The sequence below is a fragment of the Burkholderia sp. 10_S31 genome (genome assembly GCF_056930375.1).
Window position 1 is genome coordinate 3140373 of sequence record NZ_JBXOWK010000001.1, and the last position, 17699, is coordinate 3158071.

At 67.8% G+C, this 17699-nt stretch carries 15 protein-coding genes and 1 pseudogene; 9 read left to right on the top strand and 7 right to left on the bottom strand.

Annotated elements, in window-relative coordinates; all coding sequences use genetic code 11:
• The first annotated feature begins 69 nt into the window (after window positions 1–69).
• The 3 genes from AC1Z3W_RS14125 (at window position 70) to AC1Z3W_RS14135 (ending at window position 2774) form a co-directional block, all read left to right on the top strand.
• On the top strand, window positions 70–729 hold the full coding sequence (locus AC1Z3W_RS14125; RefSeq protein WP_175826231.1) for a response regulator: 660 nt from the start codon (window positions 70–72) through the stop codon (window positions 727–729).
• Complete coding sequence (locus tag AC1Z3W_RS14130; protein WP_483507782.1) at window positions 726–2177, top strand: ATP-binding protein; 1452 nt, start codon at window positions 726–728, stop codon at window positions 2175–2177. The genes AC1Z3W_RS14125 and AC1Z3W_RS14130 overlap by 4 nt, the downstream gene beginning before the upstream one ends.
• A 69-nt stretch (window positions 2178–2246) precedes the next feature.
• Window positions 2247–2774, top strand: coding sequence for a cytochrome b (locus AC1Z3W_RS14135; RefSeq protein ID WP_057927605.1), 528 nt, complete (start codon window positions 2247–2249; stop codon window positions 2772–2774).
• A gap of 247 nt (window positions 2775–3021) precedes the next feature.
• Here AC1Z3W_RS14135 and AC1Z3W_RS14140 read toward each other — a convergent pair whose 3' ends face one another.
• Both AC1Z3W_RS14140 and AC1Z3W_RS14145 read right to left on the bottom strand, forming a co-directional pair.
• Complete coding sequence (locus tag AC1Z3W_RS14140; protein WP_057927627.1) at window positions 3022–3300, bottom strand: DUF4148 domain-containing protein; 279 nt, start codon at window positions 3298–3300, stop codon at window positions 3022–3024.
• A gap of 71 nt (window positions 3301–3371) precedes the next feature.
• On the bottom strand, window positions 3372–3716 hold the full coding sequence (locus tag AC1Z3W_RS14145; RefSeq protein WP_057927606.1) for a DUF4148 domain-containing protein: 345 nt from the start codon (window positions 3714–3716) through the stop codon (window positions 3372–3374).
• Window positions 3717–3967: 251 nt separating this feature from the next.
• Between AC1Z3W_RS14145 and AC1Z3W_RS14150 the strand changes: the two genes are divergently transcribed.
• On the top strand, window positions 3968–4657 hold the full coding sequence (locus tag AC1Z3W_RS14150; protein WP_124833837.1) for an aspartyl/asparaginyl beta-hydroxylase domain-containing protein: 690 nt from the start codon (window positions 3968–3970) through the stop codon (window positions 4655–4657).
• Between the two features lie 30 nt (window positions 4658–4687).
• On the opposite strand, the gene AC1Z3W_RS14155 is transcribed toward AC1Z3W_RS14150, so the two are convergent.
• Complete coding sequence (locus AC1Z3W_RS14155; protein WP_057927608.1) at window positions 4688–5629, bottom strand: LysR substrate-binding domain-containing protein; 942 nt, start codon at window positions 5627–5629, stop codon at window positions 4688–4690.
• Window positions 5630–5707: 78 nt separating this feature from the next.
• Between AC1Z3W_RS14155 and AC1Z3W_RS14160 the strand changes: the two genes are divergently transcribed.
• The 3 genes from AC1Z3W_RS14160 to AC1Z3W_RS14170 all read left to right on the top strand — a co-directional run bounded on the left by AC1Z3W_RS14160 (window position 5708) and on the right by AC1Z3W_RS14170 (window position 7716).
• Window positions 5708–6106, top strand: a complete 399-nt coding sequence (locus tag AC1Z3W_RS14160) for a nuclear transport factor 2 family protein (RefSeq protein ID WP_175826233.1) — start codon at window positions 5708–5710, stop codon at window positions 6104–6106.
• Window positions 6107–6247: 141 nt separating this feature from the next.
• Window positions 6248–6517, top strand: a complete 270-nt coding sequence (locus tag AC1Z3W_RS14165; protein WP_483507783.1) for a MoaD/ThiS family protein — start codon at window positions 6248–6250, stop codon at window positions 6515–6517.
• Between the two features lie 56 nt (window positions 6518–6573).
• The gene (locus tag AC1Z3W_RS14170; RefSeq protein ID WP_483507784.1) at window positions 6574–7716 is read left to right on the top strand and encodes a WD40/YVTN/BNR-like repeat-containing protein; all 1143 of its coding nucleotides are present in this window, start codon (window positions 6574–6576) and stop codon (window positions 7714–7716) included.
• Between the two features lie 269 nt (window positions 7717–7985).
• On the opposite strand, the gene AC1Z3W_RS14175 is transcribed toward AC1Z3W_RS14170, so the two are convergent.
• The 4 genes and pseudogenes from AC1Z3W_RS14175 to AC1Z3W_RS14190 form a co-directional block, all read right to left on the bottom strand.
• The gene (locus AC1Z3W_RS14175) at window positions 7986–8933 is read right to left on the bottom strand and encodes a choline ABC transporter substrate-binding protein (protein ID WP_057927611.1); all 948 of its coding nucleotides are present in this window, start codon (window positions 8931–8933) and stop codon (window positions 7986–7988) included.
• 110 nt (window positions 8934–9043) lie between these two features.
• Window positions 9044–10042: a GlxA family transcriptional regulator gene (locus tag AC1Z3W_RS14180; protein WP_057927612.1), complete on the bottom strand. Its 999-nt coding sequence runs from the start codon at window positions 10040–10042 to the stop codon at window positions 9044–9046.
• A 117-nt stretch (window positions 10043–10159) separates the two neighbouring features.
• The gene (gene choW / locus AC1Z3W_RS14185) at window positions 10160–11056 is read right to left on the bottom strand and encodes a choline ABC transporter permease subunit (RefSeq protein WP_124833835.1); all 897 of its coding nucleotides are present in this window, start codon (window positions 11054–11056) and stop codon (window positions 10160–10162) included.
• A pseudogene (locus tag AC1Z3W_RS14190) lies at window positions 11049–12340 on the bottom strand (quaternary amine ABC transporter ATP-binding protein); the annotation flags it as partial. The gene choW and the pseudogene AC1Z3W_RS14190, both read right to left, overlap by 8 nt.
• A gap of 477 nt (window positions 12341–12817) precedes the next feature.
• On the opposite strand from AC1Z3W_RS14190, the gene AC1Z3W_RS14195 reads away from it, so the two are divergent.
• On the top strand, window positions 12818–16225 hold the full coding sequence (locus AC1Z3W_RS14195) for a DUF2339 domain-containing protein (RefSeq protein ID WP_483507785.1): 3408 nt from the start codon (window positions 12818–12820) through the stop codon (window positions 16223–16225).
• Window positions 16222–17583 (top strand): DUF3999 domain-containing protein, encoded by a 1362-nt coding sequence (locus AC1Z3W_RS14200; protein WP_124833833.1) that lies wholly within the window; start codon window positions 16222–16224, stop codon window positions 17581–17583. The genes AC1Z3W_RS14195 and AC1Z3W_RS14200 overlap by 4 nt, the downstream gene beginning before the upstream one ends.
• Window positions 17584–17699 lie beyond the last annotated feature (116 nt).

The following is a 17699-nucleotide window of genomic DNA, read 5'->3' on the forward strand; positions in this document are numbered from 1 at the left end:
ATTACAATCCGTTGCATTGCGCGCACAGTCGGGCGCACGCGATCGCAGACGCCTGCACACGAATCGACCATGCGACTCCTCCTTGTTGAAGACGACGATCTGATCGGCAGCGGCCTTGAATTCAGCCTGGGCCAGGCCGGCTATCACGTCGACTGGCTGCGCGATGGCGAGGCCGCCGCCACGGCGCTTGCGACGACACGTTTCGCGCTCGTCGTGCTCGACCTCGGTCTGCCCGGAAAATCGGGAACGGAGCTGCTGCGCGCGCTGCGGGATGCGGGCGATACGACACCGGTGCTGGTACTGACCGCGCGCGGCACCGTGGCCGATCGCGTCCGCGGGCTCGACGACGGCGCGGACGACTATCTCGCGAAGCCGTTCGAGCTGTCCGAGGTGCTCGCCCGCTGTCGCGCGCTCGTGCGCCGCTCCCAGGGGCGCGCCGGCGACGAAATCGTCTGGCGCGACATCACGATCGACCTGACGACCCATACGGTCACGCGCGATGCCTCGCGCATCGCGCTGACGGCGCGGGAGTGGGCGATCCTGGTTCTGCTCGTCAGCCATCAAGGCATGCCGCAATCGCGGGCGCGTCTCGAAGACGGCCTGTACGGATGGCAGGACGGCCTCGAAAGCAACGCGATCGAGGTTCATATTTCGAATCTGCGCAAAAAGCTCGGCGCAGAGCTGATCCGCACCGTACGCGGGATCGGTTACGTCGTCGACAGATCATGAACTCGCGCTCGATACGGCGCCGCGTTTCGTCGATGGCGCTTGGCTGCGTCGTCGTCGTGTGGATCGTCGCCGTGTTCGGCAGCTTCCGGCATGCGACGCGCGAGATCGGCGAATGGGAAGACGCCCGTCTCGTCGAATATGCGTCGTTGCTGGTCGATCTCGCACCGGCCGATCTCGACCGCCTCGCCCGCATCCCGCCCGATGCGCGCATCGAACTGGATCGCGTCACATCGCCCGCCGCCCGTGAAAACGACGGCGATCGTCTGCCGCGCGACGTGCTGTTCGAAGTCCGTGACGCGCGAGGCAATGTCGTCGCATCGAGCCTTCCGGCCAACGCCCCCGGCGTGCCCGATGCAGCGGACCGGAGCGACGCCCCCGCCACGATCGTCGTTCGCGGCATGCAATGGCGCACGCACACGCTGCGCGACAACGCGTCGGGGCGATGGATACGGGTGATGGAACCGGCCAACACGCGCAGCGATCTCGCGACGGGCATCGCGCGCGGCATCGTCTGGCCGCTGATCGTCGCGCTCCCGGTGCTGGCGTTGCTCCTCTGGTATCTGATCGGGCGCAGCCTCGCGCCGCTGAAGACGCTGTCGACGCTGATCGGTGCGCGCGACGCGCGCTCGCTCGAACCGCTCGGCATCGCCACCGTCCCGGAAGAGGTCCGCACACTGGTCGATGCGATCGACCGCCTGCTCGCCAGGCTGCGGCAATCCATCGTGCGCGAGCGGGCCTTCACGTCCGACGCGGCACACGAACTCAAGACGCCGCTGGCCGCGATCAAGGTTCAGGCGCAGGTCGCGCTCGCAACCGACGATGCGGCGGGCAAGCAGCTCGCCATGCAGCGCGTGGTGCAAGGCGTCGACCGCAGCGCGCGTCTCGCCGAGCAGTTGCTGCTGCTTGCCCGGCTCGACGAATACGAACGCATTCCGGCCCGCGCCGTCGTCGTCCGGGAACTGGTCGATACCGCCATCGACCGCCACCGCGCGCGGGCATCGGACAAGGCCATCGACATCATCGCCGGTGGCGGCGCGACACGCGCGATCCAGGCCGATCCGATCCTCCTTGGCATCCTGCTCGACAATCTTCTCGACAATGCGATCAAGTACGGCCGGCAAGGCGGCCGCATCGAGATCGACGTACACGACGACGGCGCCGGGCAACGCATTGTCGTGCGCGACGACGGGCCGGGCGTCGCCGCCGGCGAACACGAGCGGCTCGGCGACCGCTTCTATCGCGGTATCGGCACGCAGTCGCCCGGCAGCGGGCTCGGGCTGTCGATCGTCCAGCGCATTGCGCAATACTTCGGCGGCACCGTGCAGTTCGGGCCCGGCATCGACGGCATCGGCCTCGGCATCGTGATCGCGTTGCCGTCAGCCGATGCCGTTCGGATCGATGGCGCGCACGCGTTGCCGGTCGAAACGGATGCGCGGTCACGCGCTTAACGAAGCGTTAAGGATTGGTCCGTAGAATCCGCGGGAAGATACGGTCCCCACCGCTTGCCAGGAGCTTTCATGTCTACACCCGCCCGATACGACTCAGTCGCACGCCTTCTCCACTGGCTGATCGTGGCGCTTGTCGTCGCGCAGTATGTGATCGGCTGGACGATGCCCGACGTGCATCGCGATACCCGCCCGGTCGGGCTGATCGCCGCGCACCTGATCGTGGGCACCGCGCTCATCGCCGCGATGGCCTGTCGCGTGCTCTGGCGCGCGACGCATCGTCCGCCCGCCGACGCACTGTCGCCCGCGATGCGCACGGCGTCGGGCGCAACACATTTCGCGCTCTACGCACTGCTGATCGCGGTGCCGTTGCTCGGCTGGATCAATGCGTCGTCGCGCGCATGGGCCGTGACGCTGTTCGGCGTCGTCCCGCTGCCGGCGCTGTCGGCGGCCGGATCGGGTTTCGGGCACGCGATGGGCGACGTGCACGGCATCCTCGCGTGGGTGCTGTTCGGCGGCATTTGCCTTCACGTTGCAGCGGCGCTCGCGCATCGTTTCGTTCTGCGCGACCAGGTCATGCAACGGATGATGCCCTGGTAAGCGCGCCGCTCGCATCCCGGCACGCCATGTGCGGATCGCGATATCGTCCGCATCCCTGCTCATCCTGCGATCGACCTGCGCGCCCAGCGGAACCGGACGACGAGTTGATCGCGGCGCCGCGCGAAGCGGCGCGCAATCGACGGCATGGCCGTCCGTGCAGTTCGATCGGGCCGCGTGCCGCGAACGGCATGCGGATTGCCGTACCGCGAACACGACGGCCTGAAGAGGCATACGTACATATCGGCGCCTAGTTGTCGATCTGCGCCGGCATGCCGGCAGCCGGTGCCCGCGCGGCAGCCGAAGCGGCCACCCTCGCCCGATCCTGCTCGACGAGCTTCGCCTGCGCGGCCTGGATGTCCGCCGGATATTCGCCGTCGTCGCCCTTCGACGGGTCGTACCCGGCCGCCTCCAGACGAATCAGCTCCTCGCGAACCTGTGCACGCGTAAGCGGGGCATTCGATTGCGCGAATGCAGACTGACCGGATATTGCACCGATCATCATCAGTAGTGCGATACAAGTTTTCATCATGAACTCCTTCAATGTTGCATACCGATCAAGCGTGGTGAATGTCGAACCCGGCGACGCAGGCCTTCAGGTCAGCTGCCGAAATACGGCGTGCAGAAGCTCTCGGGGCCCACGCACGCGTTCGAGCGCGGACGGGCCGGCAGTGCCGCCGGCCTGCCCGCATCGGAAGCCGCCGCGGGATCGCTGCCGACCGCGGTCTCGGCCTGATGCTGCGGCATCTGTTCGGCCTGCCGCTGGAAGAGCGGGCTCATCGCCGGATACGATGTGTCGGTCACGAAGCGCAGCCCGTTGTTTTCGGCGTCGATCAGTTGCTGCCTGACCTGCGCGCGCGTCAGCGCCTGGGCCGACGCGGGCGTCGCGACGCTCGCGACGGAAATCGCCGCCACCGTGGCGGCCACCAGCCAATGCGTGTTCATGTTTCGCTCCTTCGGAAGTCAATGAGACGACGTGCTACACCCCGTATGACGACGCCCGGTGTCCATTTATTCCCGGCTGCATTTCCAATCGCGTGGCGCGGCCGCCCACAGGGCCTGTCCGTTTTCCGGCGGCGCCTCCGCCGTCGGTTGATCCCGCTGTCATTCGATCGTCAGCCGGCGTAACCTGACGTAACGCAGCCCCCACCACACGTGGGGCAGACTGACGACACCCTGTGAATCGCCTCTCGATCATGTCCGTCGCTTACGACTATGCAGCCGGCCTGCTTCGCACGCTGTACGACCGCCATATCGACGGCGGCGCGGTGCTCGACACGGCCGCGTTTCCCGGCGCCGAGCGGTTCGTCCATGCGTGGCGCGACATCCAGGCGGAGGCGTTCGCCGTTGCACGCGACATGCCGCGCATCCCGCGCTTTCACGAGATCATGCGCGAGCAGTACGACATCTCCGCCAACGATGCGCGCGACTGGCGGATGTTCATCATGCAGGCTTATGGCCAGCCGTTCCCGCGCAACCTGTCACGCTGTCCGACCGTCGCGTCGATCGTTGCGGCGTCGCCGGACGTGCTGTCCGCGTCGCTGTCGTTCCTCGCGCCGGGCAAGCACATCCCGCCGCATCGCGGGCCGTTTCGCGGCATCCTGCGCGGCTATCTGGTGTTGTCGATGCCGAAGCGCGCGGACGGCACGCCGGCTGCGGTGCTGAAAATCGACGGCAGCGAATACCGGCTCGAAGAGGGCCGCTTCCTGCTATGGGACGACACGTTCGTGCACGAGGTGTGGAACGACAGCGGCGAAGTGCGAATCGTGCTGCTGCTCGATATCCGCCGGCCCGGCATGCCCCGCTTGCTGACGTGGCTGTCGAATGCGGTAATCGGCATCGTGCGGCTCGGGATCCGCATGCGAGGACGGTCGATTCCGGTTTAGCCAACCGTCCGGCGCACGCCTGTTGCGATCTCAATCCTCGTGCGCGAGACGCGCCAGAGCCGCTGCGAGCGTCTGAATCGAGGGCTGCGCGGCGCGTTGCACCGGGTAGACGAGGTAATAGCCGAGACCGTTGCGCGCCACCTGTGAAAACGGGGCGACCAGCGTTCCGGCTTCCAGCCGTTCCGCCGCCATGCGCGGGTCGCCGATCGCGACGCCGTGCGCCTGAGCCGCGGCGGTCAGTGTCAATTCGAGCGTATCGAATACGAGCCCGGTACCCGGATCGACCTGCGTGGCGCCGACGGCATCGAGCCAGCATCGCCATTCGTCGCGACTGCTCGCAGGATGCAGCAGCGTCGCATGCGCGAGATCGGCGATCGACTTCAACGATGCAGCGGTCTCGCGCGTACACATCGGCGTCAGGCATTCGTCGAACAGCGGAACCGCCGCCATGCCCGCCCAGCTTCCGGTGCCGCGCACGACAATGGCATCGAAATCGGCGTCGGTGAAATCCGGCGTGTCGTCCGCCGACGTATGAATGCGCAATTCGGTCCGCGGCAATGCGTGATTGAGCGCCGCCAGCCGCGGCAGCAGCCAGCGAATCGCGAACGTGGAAGGCAAGCGCACCGTCAGGGTCGACGCAGCATGCGCGTGGGTATGCGCGTGCCGCACCAGTTGCGCGAGTACGTCGACGGCCACCGTCAGCAACGCGCTGCCTTCCGCGGTCAACGTCAGTCCCGACGGATGACGGACGAACAACGCACATCGGTAGTGCGCTTCCAGTTGCTGCACCTGACGGCTCACCGCGCCCTGGGTCCGGCACAGATGCTCGGCGGCCCGGTTGAAGCTGCCCAGTTCGGCGGCGGCGACAAACGCCTGGAATGCCGTCAGCGGCGGCAGCGCGCGGGTCAGATCCGCCAGCGGATATGCGCGGGCGGCATACCCGGGTTGCGGATTTTTCGTTTGTTCGGTCATTGCTGCATCGCTATCGTGGTTGAACCGGATCGCGACGGCTGTCGCGGATGGCTCGTCAACAATCAGCGGAGAAATACCATGGGCTCGTCGTCCGACGCACTATACACGCGGCAGGTCGATACCTACCTGAAAGCGCTCGAACGCGGCGACGTCGCCGCGATCTGTGCACTGTTCACGCCGGACGCGCGGATATTCTCGCCGTTTCTCGGCTGGATGGCGCCGCAGCCGTTCTTCGAAAAGGTCGCCGCGGCATCCGGACAAAGCCGGATCACGCCGATCGACATCTGCGTCAGCGCGACGGGCGCACGTCGTGCCACCGGCTATTTCACCTACGACTGGGGACTGAAGGACGGCTCCGCGGTGCAGTTCGAGTGCGTGGACGTATTCGAATTCGACGAGGATGCACGCATCGAGCGCATGATCATCGTCTACGACACGCATCCGGTCCGCAGTACGGTCGGCGACAAGTACGCGTAGCCGGGCGAGCGGGCGCACCGGCCATTGCGCGGCGCAGCAAGATCGCCGTGACGCCGCGCCGTACGGCAATGTCGCTGCTGGCCCGATCGATCGCCTAAACTACAGACCGTTCCCCCCGCGCGGCTCCTGCCAGCCACTGTCATGGCCCACCTCTTTTTCGCGGCGTCGATCCAGCGGCATATCGACACGCCCGAGCGCGACATCGACGCCCGGACGCTCGGCGAAGCGCTCGAAACCGTCTTCGGCGAACAACCGCGGCTGCGCGGCTACATCGTCGACGACCAGGGCGTGCTGAGAAAGCACCTGTCGGTGTTCATCGACGGCCAGCCGGTGCGCGACCGGCAGCACCTGTCCGATGCGCTCGGCGACGCCAGCCGCGTCTATGTCGTGCAGGCGTTGTCCGGCGGATAAAGGGACGCATCTTCAGCGAAGCAAGCGCCCGACCGCGCCCACAGGAGACACCCGACATGAACGATCGACTGCTCGTCGCGACCCGCAAGGGCCTGTTCGTGCTGCACGCCGACGGCAACGGCGGCTGGTCGCTCGGCGAGCCGCACTTCATCGGCGAACCGGTCAGCATGGCGCTCGCCGACCCGCGCGACGGCACGCTGTATGCGGCGCTCAATCTCGGCCATTTCGGCGTCAAGCTGCATCGCCGCCGCGCCGGCGTGGCCGAATGGGAAGAATGCGCGGTTCCCGTGTATCCGCCGCAACCCGCCGACGCGCCGCGCGCCGCTGCCGACACCCACGCCGGCGATGCCGACGACGAAGCACCCGCCCCGCCGCGCCCGCCGTGGACGCTTCAGCAGATCTGGTCGCTCGAAACCGGCGGCGCCGACGAGCCGGGCGTACTGTGGGCCGGCACGATACCGGGCGGATTGTTCCGCTCCGACGATGGCGGCGACTCGTGGGTGCTCAACCGCGCACTGTGGGATCGCCCGGAGCGCCCCGAGTGGTTCGGCGGCGGCTACGACGCGCCGGGCATCCATTCGGTGATGGTCGATCCGCGCGACAGCCGCCACGTGACGATCGGCATCTCGTGCGGCGGCGTCTGGCAGACCTTCGACGGCGGCGCGACCTGGCGCGTCAGCGCCGACGGCATGGAAGCCGATTACATGCCGCCCGAGCGACGCGGCGAGCCCAACGTGCAGGACCCGCATCGCGTCGTCCAGTGCGCGGCCAATCCCGATGTACTGTGGACCCAGCATCACTGCGCGATCTTCCGCTCGACCGATGGCGCCGCACACTGGCAGCGCATCGAAGCGCAGCCGTCGAGCTTCGGCTTCGCGGTCGCCGTGCATCCGGCGGATCCCGACACCGCGTGGTTCGTACCGGCCGTGAAGGATGCGTGCCGGATTCCGGTCAACGGCCGGTTCGTCGTTACGCGCACGCGCGACGGCGGCCGCAGCTTCGAGAGCCTGTCGAACGGGTTGCCGCCCGCGCCGGCCTACGACCTCGTGTATCGGCACGGGCTCGCGGTGGACGACTCCGGCACGCGTCTCGCGATGGCATCGACGACGGGCGGGCTATGGACGTCCGGTGACGGCGGCGAGCACTGGCGGCAAATCTCCGCGCATTTGCCGCCGGTGTATTGCGTGCGTTTCGGGTAACGAACGATCCGCGCGCACCGCCGCGAAAGGCAAGCAGGACCGGGGCTATTCGGGCGCGCTGTCGGTGACGATGTCCGCGATCGCGATGCTGTGGAACATGATCTTCAACGCATGGTTCGAGTGCCGGGAAGCGTCGCGCCGGCAGCGAAGCGCCCTGCCGCCCTGTAAAAACGACGAAGCCGCCGGAAGCGGGGCGTCAGCCCTGCCTCCGGCGGCTCGAGATCGGCATCGGGCTTCCGGCCGCAACCGGAAAGCCCGCGCGGTGTCGCTCAATGCACGCCGAGATACGCCTTCACTGCCGGCAGACCCGGCTTGCCGTCGATCGTCGTCACGCCGGCCAGCCACTTGTCGAGCGATTGCGGGTTCGCCTTCAGCCACTCGGCGGCGGCCTTGTTCGGGTCTTGCTTGTTCATGATCGGCACCATCACGTGGTTCTCGATCGACGTCGTGAACTGCAGGTTCGACACGAACTTCGCGACGTTCGGGCAGCGCTGCGCGTAGTCGGGCGGCGTGGCCGTCAGCACCTTCGCCTCGCCGTAGTTCGGCCCGAACACGTCGTCGCCGCCGGTCAGGTAATCGATCTTCATCTGCACGTTCATCGGATGCGGTTCCCAGCCGAGGAACACAATCCACTGCTTGTCGCGGATCGCGCGATTCACCTCGACCAGCATCCCCGCCTCGCTCGACTCGACCATCTTGAACTTCCCGAGGCCGAACTGGTTGCCGTCGATCATCTTCTTGATCAGCAGGTTGCCGTCGTTGCCCGGTTCGATCCCGTAGATCTTGCCGTTGAGCTTGTCCGCGTACTTCTGGATGTCGGCGAACGACTTCAGGCCGCCCTGGTACACATAGTCGGGCACCGCGAGCGTGTATTTCGCGCCGGTCAGGTTAGGCGTGGCGAGCACCTTGATCGTGCCGGCCTTCGTGAACGGCTGGATGATCGGGTCCATCGTCGGCGACCAGTAGCCGAGAAACACGTCGATCTGCTTGCTCTTGATGCCGGCGAACGTGATCGGCACCGATGCGATCGTCTTGGTCGGGGAGTAGCCGAGCCCCTGCAGCATCGTCGATGCGAGGCCGGTGGTCGCCGCGATGTCGGACCAGCCGACGTCCGCGAAGCGCACGTTCTTGCACACGGGCGGGTCGGCCGCATAAACCGCCGACATCGGTGTGGCGATCCCGATCCCGCATACCGCTGCGATCAATAGGCGCTTCATCTGTCTTCTCCTCAAATTGACGTCGTTTTTCATGGATGCGGGATCGATGGTTGAAGCCGCTCGCCGCGATCCCGGCGGCGTCGCGGACCGAACGGTTCGCGCCGGCCGTGTCAGCGCCCGGGCAGCCGGCGCTCGTAGCTCGGCGCGTGACCGAACTGGGCACGGTAGGCCTTGCTGAAGTGACACGGCGAATGGAATCCGCACGTCGCCGTCACGCGCGCGATCGACGCGTCGGTCGTGCGCAGCAGGTCGCGCGCGCGTTTCAGCCGCAGCGTCAGGTAATAGTGAGTCGGCGATACGTTCAGGTACACCTTGAACATCCGCTGCAGATGCCGCTGCGACAGCCGCACGAGCCGCGCGAGTTCCTCGAGCGACAGCGGCTCCTCGATGTTCGCCTCCATCAGCCGCACGACCTCGATCAGCTCCGCGCGCGAGAAGCCGACGCGCGCATCGACCGGAATCGGCTGCGTGTCGGTCGAGCTGCGGATGCGCTCGAGAATGAACTGTTCGGACACCTGCGCGGCGAGCTGCTGGCCGAAGCGCATGCCAACGAGGTTCAGCATCAGGTCGAGCGGCGCTGTGCCGCCGGTGCAGGTGAGCCGGTCGCGATCGACGACGAACAGCTCGTCGGCAAACCCCACCTGAGGAAACTCCGCATGCAGCGCGGACAGGTTCTCCCAGTGCACGGTGCAGCGATAGCCGTCGAGCAGCCCGCCGGCCATCAGCGCATATGCGCCGGTACAGATGCCGCCCAGCGGCAGCCCGCGTTCGGCAAGCGCCGTGAGCGTGTCGCGCGCGCCGTCGTCGACCACGTCACGGATGCGAATCCCGCCGCACACGATCATCACGTCGGGCAGGTTCGTGTAGTCGAGCGCCTGGGTCGGCCGCACCGCGATGCCGTTGCTGGCATGCACGGGAGCGCCGTCGAGCGAATAGATCGACCATCGGTAATGGTCGTCGCGCCCGACATAGTTCGCCATCCGAAGCACTTCGACTGCGCTCGAGAACGCGATCATCGAGAAATTCGGCAGCGTCAGGAAGCCGAAATGGGCGAGGGACGAAACCGGTGAAACGCAAGCGGCGGGCGCGGCAGCGGCGGCGGACGTCACATCGGGCTCCTGGCAAACGGTTGAGCAGGTTACAGGACGCCAGTCCCGCGGCACATGCCACGGAAACCGGTGTCGAATCGGGGAAGGCGGCCGGAAGAAGAACCGGCCGCCGGTGGATCAGGCTCGAGCGGGTGCCGCCTTCGCGCGGAACAGCTGCTTCAGGCCCGAGAACAGCGGTGCTTTCGCGGCGCCCGGCGCGCGGCCGAAGCTCTCGGTGATGCGGTCGAGAATGATCGCGAGCAGCACGACCGACAGACCGCTTTCGAAGCCGAGGCCAATGTCGAGACGCTGGATACTTGCGAGCACGTCGTTGCCGAGGCCGCCCGCGCCGACCATCGACGCGATGATCACCATCGACAGCGCCATCATGATCGTCTGGTTCACGCCCTGCATGATCGACGGCAGTGCGTTCGGGAACTGCACCTTGTACAGCAACTGCCACGGCGTGCAACCGAATGCCTGGCCGGCTTCGACGATCTCGCGGTTCACGTGACGGATGCCGAGGCTCGTCAGGCGCACGGCCGGCGGCATCGCGAAGATCACCGTCGACAGGATCCCCGGCACGCGGCCGAGACCGAACAGCATCGCGGCCGGAATCAGGTAGACGAACGCAGGCATCGTCTGCATCAGGTCGAGGATCGGACGCACGATCGTGGCGACCCACTTGCTCTTCGCGGCCCAGATGCCGAGCGGAACGCCGAGCACGAGGCTGATGATCGTCGACGACAGCGTGAGGCCGAGCGTGATGACGGTCTGGTCCCAGAAGCCCGTCGCGAAGATCAGCAGCAGCGATGCGGTGGTGAACAGCGCGAAGCGCCAGCCCACGCGCCACAAGCCCACGCCGATGAAGATCGCCATCATCAGCCACATCGGGATCGCCTGCAGGCTGTGTTCGACGAGTGCGGCGAGGCCCTCGATCGCGCGGCCGATCGCATCGAACGTCGATGCGTCATGGTCGAGCAGGTAGTGAACGGACTGGTCGACCCAGGTACCGAGCGGAATCATTTCAGACATGGGAGCCTCGCGAACGCGTGATTGCCTTCAGGATAAGTGCGCGGTCGACAGAGCCGCAGTAGCAGCCGTCGTCGTCGACGACGGGCAGTGCATTCGGGCTCGCGACCACGCGCGCGACGACATGTTCGAGCGACGCATCGCGCCGGATGCTTTCGATCGGCCGCACCGACGGCGTGGCCTGACCGATCGCATCGCGCGTGACGAAGCCACGAATCTTGCGTTGGGCGTCGAGCACGAACGCGTATTCGGCACTGCCGTTCAGCGTCGCCGCGACGTTCGCGGCATCGCACTTCGACATGGTTGGCACGGCGCCCGTCTGCATCAGGTCGCCGGCAGTGAGATAGCGGCTGGTGTCGATGCCGTCGAAGAATGCGCGCACGTAGTCGTCGGCCGGGTTCGCGATGATGTCCTGCGGCGTGCCGACCTGCACGAGCCGGCCGCCTTCCATGATCGCGATGCGGTTGCCGATGCGCAGCGCCTCCTCCAGATCGTGCGACACGAACATGATCGTGCGGCGTTGTTCCTTCTGCAGTTGCAGCAGCACGTCCTGCATTTCGCGGCGCTTGAGCGGATCGAGCGCGGAGAACGCCTCGTCCATGATCATCAGCGACGGGTTCACGGCCAGCGCGCGGGCGAGGCCGACGCGCTGCTGCATGCCGCCCGACAGCTCGGACGGCAGCTTGTGCGAGAACGGTGCCAGACCGACCTGCTCGAGCACTTCCATCGCCCGGCGCTCGCGTTCCTTCTTGCCGACGCCCGCGACCTCGAGGCCGAACGCGGCATTCGACACCACGGAGCGATGCGGCATCAGCGCGAACGACTGAAACACCATGCTCATGTCCTTGCGACGCAGCGCGGTCAGCGCCGAGCGGCGTGCCGACGCGACGTCGAGCCCGTCGATCAGCACCTTGCCGGCGCTCGGATCGACCAGCCGATTCACGAGGCGGATCAGCGTGGATTTGCCGGAGCCGGACAGGCCCATCAGCACGAATATTTCGCCTTCCTGCACATCGAACGATACGTTGTGCACGCCGACGACCTGACCGGTACGCTTGAGCACATCATCTTTCGTCGCACCGGCAGCGAGCATGTCGAGCGCCTGCTGCGGGTTGCTTCCAAACACCTTGCACAGACCTTCGACCACGACCTTGGGGGCATCCATTGAAACCTTCTCCTCGTGTAGCGGGGACTCACGCGTCTCATAGCGTGCCTACATAGTTGCCAGAAAAAACCCCGACCTGCCGACGAATTACGACAAACGCTTGCGCAAATACGACACGCCCGCCGGCCCCGCCATGCGGGGCGCGGGGCGCGGCGGCACCCCATTGCGGCAATGCAATACGCGCAGGGCCAGCAACGACGGGCCTCGCGTCCGGAAGTTGTGCGCAGCAGCGGGACATGCGAGCGGTGATTTTCCGCATCGATCCGCAACGGGCGCGCGTCGCTTTGCGACAATTTCACGTCCGACCGGACCGTGTCGCCTGCCCCCGCTCGAGCAAAAAGAATGGTCGTACGAAAACCCGCTTCGCGAACGCGCGACAGCCACGTTTCGAGGCCCGCGCGCAACCCAGAAAATCCCGCATGGCCGCTGTGATACATTGCCGGCAACCACACCGATTGTGAAGCCGCAACGCGCCTTGCGCACGGCATCGAGCCAACGGTGCGCGCATGCCGGTTCGCCTGCCGGCCATGCCCAAACAGCCTCGATCGGACCACGCGACGATCGAAGGACGATAACGAAACGAGAGAGGGAGCTAGGCGATGAATTGGGCTTTTGCCGCAATCGGTTTCATCGTGGGCGGTATCGCCGCATTGTTCGGGGATTTCTCCGCCGCCAACGGCACGCTGCTCGGTGCGGCGGTCGGGTTCTGCATCGGCCATGCACTGCAGCAACGCAAGCGCAAGAACGGCGGCACGACACCCGGCGAATTCGCGATATCCGCGCCCCCCGCGACGCCGCATTCGCCGCCCGTTCCGCTCGCCGATCGCGTCGCGCGCCTCGAAGCGACGGTCGACGCGCTCACGCGCGAGCTCGATGTGCTGCGCGGCCAGCTCGCCGGCGCGAAGGCCGGTGCCGCCGCGACGGGCAGCGCCGCGCTGGCGCCGTCGGCGCCGCCGGTCACCGCCACGTCATCGCAGGCCACGATGCCGCCGCGGCCCTCCATGCAGCCCGTCGCCGCGAGCACCGCCACGCCATCGTCGATGTCCACGCCCGCTCCCGCGCCGGCCGTCGCCCCGCGCACGCGCGACGCGCAGGCCGCTACCGGTACACCGACGAATCCGCCCGCAACGTCCCCCCGCCCTGCCCCGCCCGCCCCGCCAAAGCCCCGCGAACCCGGCATCGCCGAACGCGCGCTCCGCGCCGCGCGCGACTGGCTGCTCGGCGGCAACACGGTCGTGCGCGTCGGCATCGTCGTGCTGTTCTTCGGCGTCGCGTTCCTGCTCAAGTACGCGGCCGACAACAACATGCTGCCGATCGAATTCCGGCTGGCCGGCACGGCACTCGCCGCGGCCGCGCTGCTCGCGATCGGCTGGCGCATGCGTGCGCGCCGTGCGGCCTACGGCCTCGTGCTGCAGGGCGGCGGCGTCGGCATCCTGTACCTGACGATCTTCGCCGCAACCAAGCTCTACGCGCTGCTGCCGGTCGGCGCGGCGTTCCCGCTGATGGTCGCGGTATGCGCGCTGAGCGCGTTCCTCGCGGTGAAGCAGAACGCGCTGCCGCTCGCGTCCATGGGCAGCGCGGGTGGCTTTCTCGCGCCGGTGCTGCTGTCGACCGGCCACGGCAGCCATGTCGCGCTGTTCAGTTACTACGCATTACTGAACGCGGGCATCTTCGCGATCGCGTGGTTCAAGGCCTGGCGGCCGCTGAACCTGCTCGGCTTCGTGTTCACGTTCACGATCGGCTCGGCATGGGGCGTGACGGCATACCGCCCCGCGCTGTTCGCGACCACCGAACCGTTCCTGATCCTGTTCTTCCTGATGTATGTCGGCATCGCGCTGCTGTATGCGGTGAAACGCGAGCTCGCGCTGCGTCACTACGTGGACGGCACGCTCGTGTTCGGCACGCCGATCGTCGCGACCGCGCTGCAGGCCTCGCTCGTGAAGGACATGCCGTTCGGGCTCGCATGGAGCGCGGTCGCGCTGTCAGCGTTCTACGTCGCGGTTGCCGCATGGCTCGCACGCCGCCGCGATCGTCTCGCGCTGCTGTTCGAAGCGATGCTCGCGCTCGCGGTGATCTTCGCGACGCTCGCGGTACCGCTCGCATTCTCGGGCCCGACGACGAGTGCCGCGTGGGCGATCGAAGGCGCCGCGATCGTATGGGTCGGCGTGCGCGAGAAGCGTCTCGCGCCGTTCGGGTTCGGCCTGCTGATGCAGATCGCCGCGGCCGGCGCATTCTTCACGAGCCTGCTCGGACCGGCCGACGCGAACGCGCTGCCGGTGCTCAACAGCCCATATATCGCGATGCTGCTGATCGCGCTCGCCGGGCTGTTCACCGGCTGGTGGCTGCACGGGCGCGACGAAGCGCGCGCATGGCACGCGTGGATGCCGGACGTCGGCGCGGCCGCCGCGGCGTGGGGGCTGCTGTGGTGGCTGAGCGGCGGGCTGCACGAGATCCTCGTCTACGCGAGCCGTCACGTCGATCTGCACGCGGATCGCTTCGTCGTCGACGCAACCGCGCTGTTCGCCGCCGGCACCGCATGGCTGGCACACGTCGCGCGCCGCAAGCTCGCGTGGCCGATCGCCGAATGGCCGGCACTCGCGCTGACGCCGGTGCTCGCGCTGCTCGCATTACGCGCGTTCGATTCGCATGAAGCGCCGCTGTCGGGCATGGGCGCGTTCGCGTGGCCGATCGCCGTCATCGCATGTTATGCGCTGCTGCTGCGTCAGTCGCGCGGCACGACGGCCGCCGGTCCGGCAACGGGCGCAGCCGGGGCGACGGGCAGGTCGGCCGTGGCGGCCATCCCCGTCCCCGTGATCGCGCCGCTGCACACGCTGATGTTCTGGACGTTGTGCGGGCTGTTCTCGCTCGAAGGCTTCTGGCGCCTGCGCGCGTTCGTGCCGGAAGGCGCGTGGAGCTGGAGCGCGTGGGCCTACGGTTTCGGCGCGCTGCTCCTGCTGGTGGCGGGCCCCGGCTCGCGCCTGCGCTGGCCGGTCGCCGCGTTCCCACGTGCGTACCAGGTATGGGGTGCCGCACCGCTCGCCGCGCTGCTGTGGCTATGGAGCATCGCGAGCGTGACGAGCGACGGCGACGCATCGCCGCTGTTCTGGCTGCCGCTGCTCAATCCGCTCGACGTCGCGCAACTGCTGATCTTCGTCGCGTTCGCCACGTGGCTGCGCCGCCTGAAGACGCTCGGCGTCGACTGGCATCCGCTTGCGGCCGACCTCGCGGCGCTCGCGACCGTATTCCTGTGGTTCAACGCGCTGCTGCTGCGCACGCTGCATCACCGTTTCCACCTGGCCTACGACATCGACACCGTGCTGTCGTCGTTCGGCATCCAGCAGGTGTTCATGGTCGGCTGGAGCCTGTTCGCGTTCGCCGGCATGTGGCTGACGCGCCGCGAAGGCGTCGCGCGCGTGTGCGCGCTCGCGTCCTTGCCGCTGATCGTCGTAATGTGGGTCTGGACCTTCTACGCGAACTTCACGCAGGACGGCGGCAGCTGGGCACGCATTCCGCTGCTCAATCCGCTCGATCTGGTGCTCGTGGTGGTCTATGCACTCGCCGCGTCGTGGTTCGTGCGCGCGCGCAAGCTCGGCTGGTCGTTCGGCAACTATCGCGTCGAGCTGCTCGGCGCGGCCGGCGCGACGGCCTTCCTGTGGCTGAACGCGATCCTGCTGCGCACGCTGCATCACTGGACCGGCGTGCCGTACGCCTTCGACGCAATGGCGGAATCGACCCTCGTGCAGGCGTCGGTCTCCGTGTACTGGACGCTCTGCGCGCTCGCGACAATGATCTGGGCCACCCGCCGCGGGTTGCGTCCGCTGTGGTTCGTCGGCGCCGCGCTGCTCGCGCTCACGGTGATCAAGCTGTTCCTGTTCGACCTGTCGCACGTCACCGGCATCGAACGCATCGTATCGTTCATCGGCATCGGCGTGCTGCTGCTGTTGATCGGCTATTTCTCGCCGCTGCCGCCGAAGGCCGCGGCTCAACGGGACGACACCCCATCATGAAACGACTCGCAGCCCTGCTCGGCCTGAGCCTGCTGACGTCGTTCGCGGCGGCCGACGGCACGCCGGGCGCCGAGCGCGTCGCCCGACGCTTCGCGCTCGATCTCGACGGCAGCGCCGCGTATTACCAGCTCACCGTGCCGCAGGCCGTGTATGCGGCCAGCCGGCGCGACGATCTCGGCGACGTGCGCATCTTCAACGGCGCCGGCGAACCCGTGCCGTATTCGCTCGATGCGCCCGCAGCGGCCGCCGCGCCGCCGTCGCGCACGCCGGTGCACTGGTTCCCGCTGCCGCCTGCCCGCACCGACGACGGCCACGCGCCGCTCGGCGTGTCGGTCGCGCCGGACGGCTCGCTGCGCGCGGCCGTCACCGCGCCGGCTCCCGCGAAGCACGCGGCCGATCTCGTCGACCTGTCGCATGCCGACGGCGAGGTCGACGCGCTGCTCGTGCACGTGAGCGACGACAGCTACCAGGGGCGCGTCGCCGTGCAAGCGAGCGACGACCTGCGCAGCTGGCGCTCGCTCGGCAGCACGCAACTGCTGAAGGTCGGGCGCGGCGGCGACATGCTGATGCAGGAACGCATCGCACTGGAAGGCACGGGGCCGCGCTACCTGCGGCTCGACTGGCTCGACAGCGCGCCCGCGATCGGATCGATCGAGATCGAAACGCGACCGCATGATGCGCGCACGACGGACACCGCGGCCGTGCCGCGCCAATGGCGCGACGCCGTGCACGTGCGGGCAGGCAACACGCCCGGCGAGTATCTGTTCGACACCGACGGCGCGTATCCAGTCGATCGCGTGCGCATCGACCTGCCGCAGCCGAATACGGTTGCGCGCGCAACGCTGCAGAGTCGCCCCGACGCGCAAGCGCCGTGGCGCGACGTCGCCGACGCCGCGCTGTTCCGGCTGCAGGGCAACGGTGGCGAACAGCGCAATTCGCCGCTGGCGTTCGCGCCGAAACCGGATCGCGCGTGGCGGATCGTCGTCGACATGCGCAACGGCGGGCTCGGCGGCGGTCAGCCGGCCGTTGCGATCGGCTGGCACCCGGCCGCGCTGACCTTCGTCGCGCGCGGCACGCCGCCGTTCACGCTCGGCGTCGGCAATGCGTCGCTGCCGTCATCGGCCGCAAGCCGCGATGCGCTGCTGGTCGGAATGGCGCCGGAAGTGCGGCCCGCGCGCGTCGGCGCGGCGTTGCCGGTCTCGGCGGTCCCGCCGGAGCCGGCCGCCGATACGGATGCGACGCGCCGTTACGTGCTGTGGAGCGCGCTGGTCGTCGCGGTCGGTGTGCTCGGCACGATCGCATGGCGCCTCGCGCGCGGCGGCGGTGGCGGTGGCGACACGGGCCATCGCGACGAGTAAGGCCGCGCCACCAGGCCGGCACGACGAGTCAGGCCGGCACCGCGCGCCCTTCGTGCCGCGACGCGGCCGTGCCGACGCGCTCGCCACGGCGACGAACGGCGGCTGGCCGCACCGGC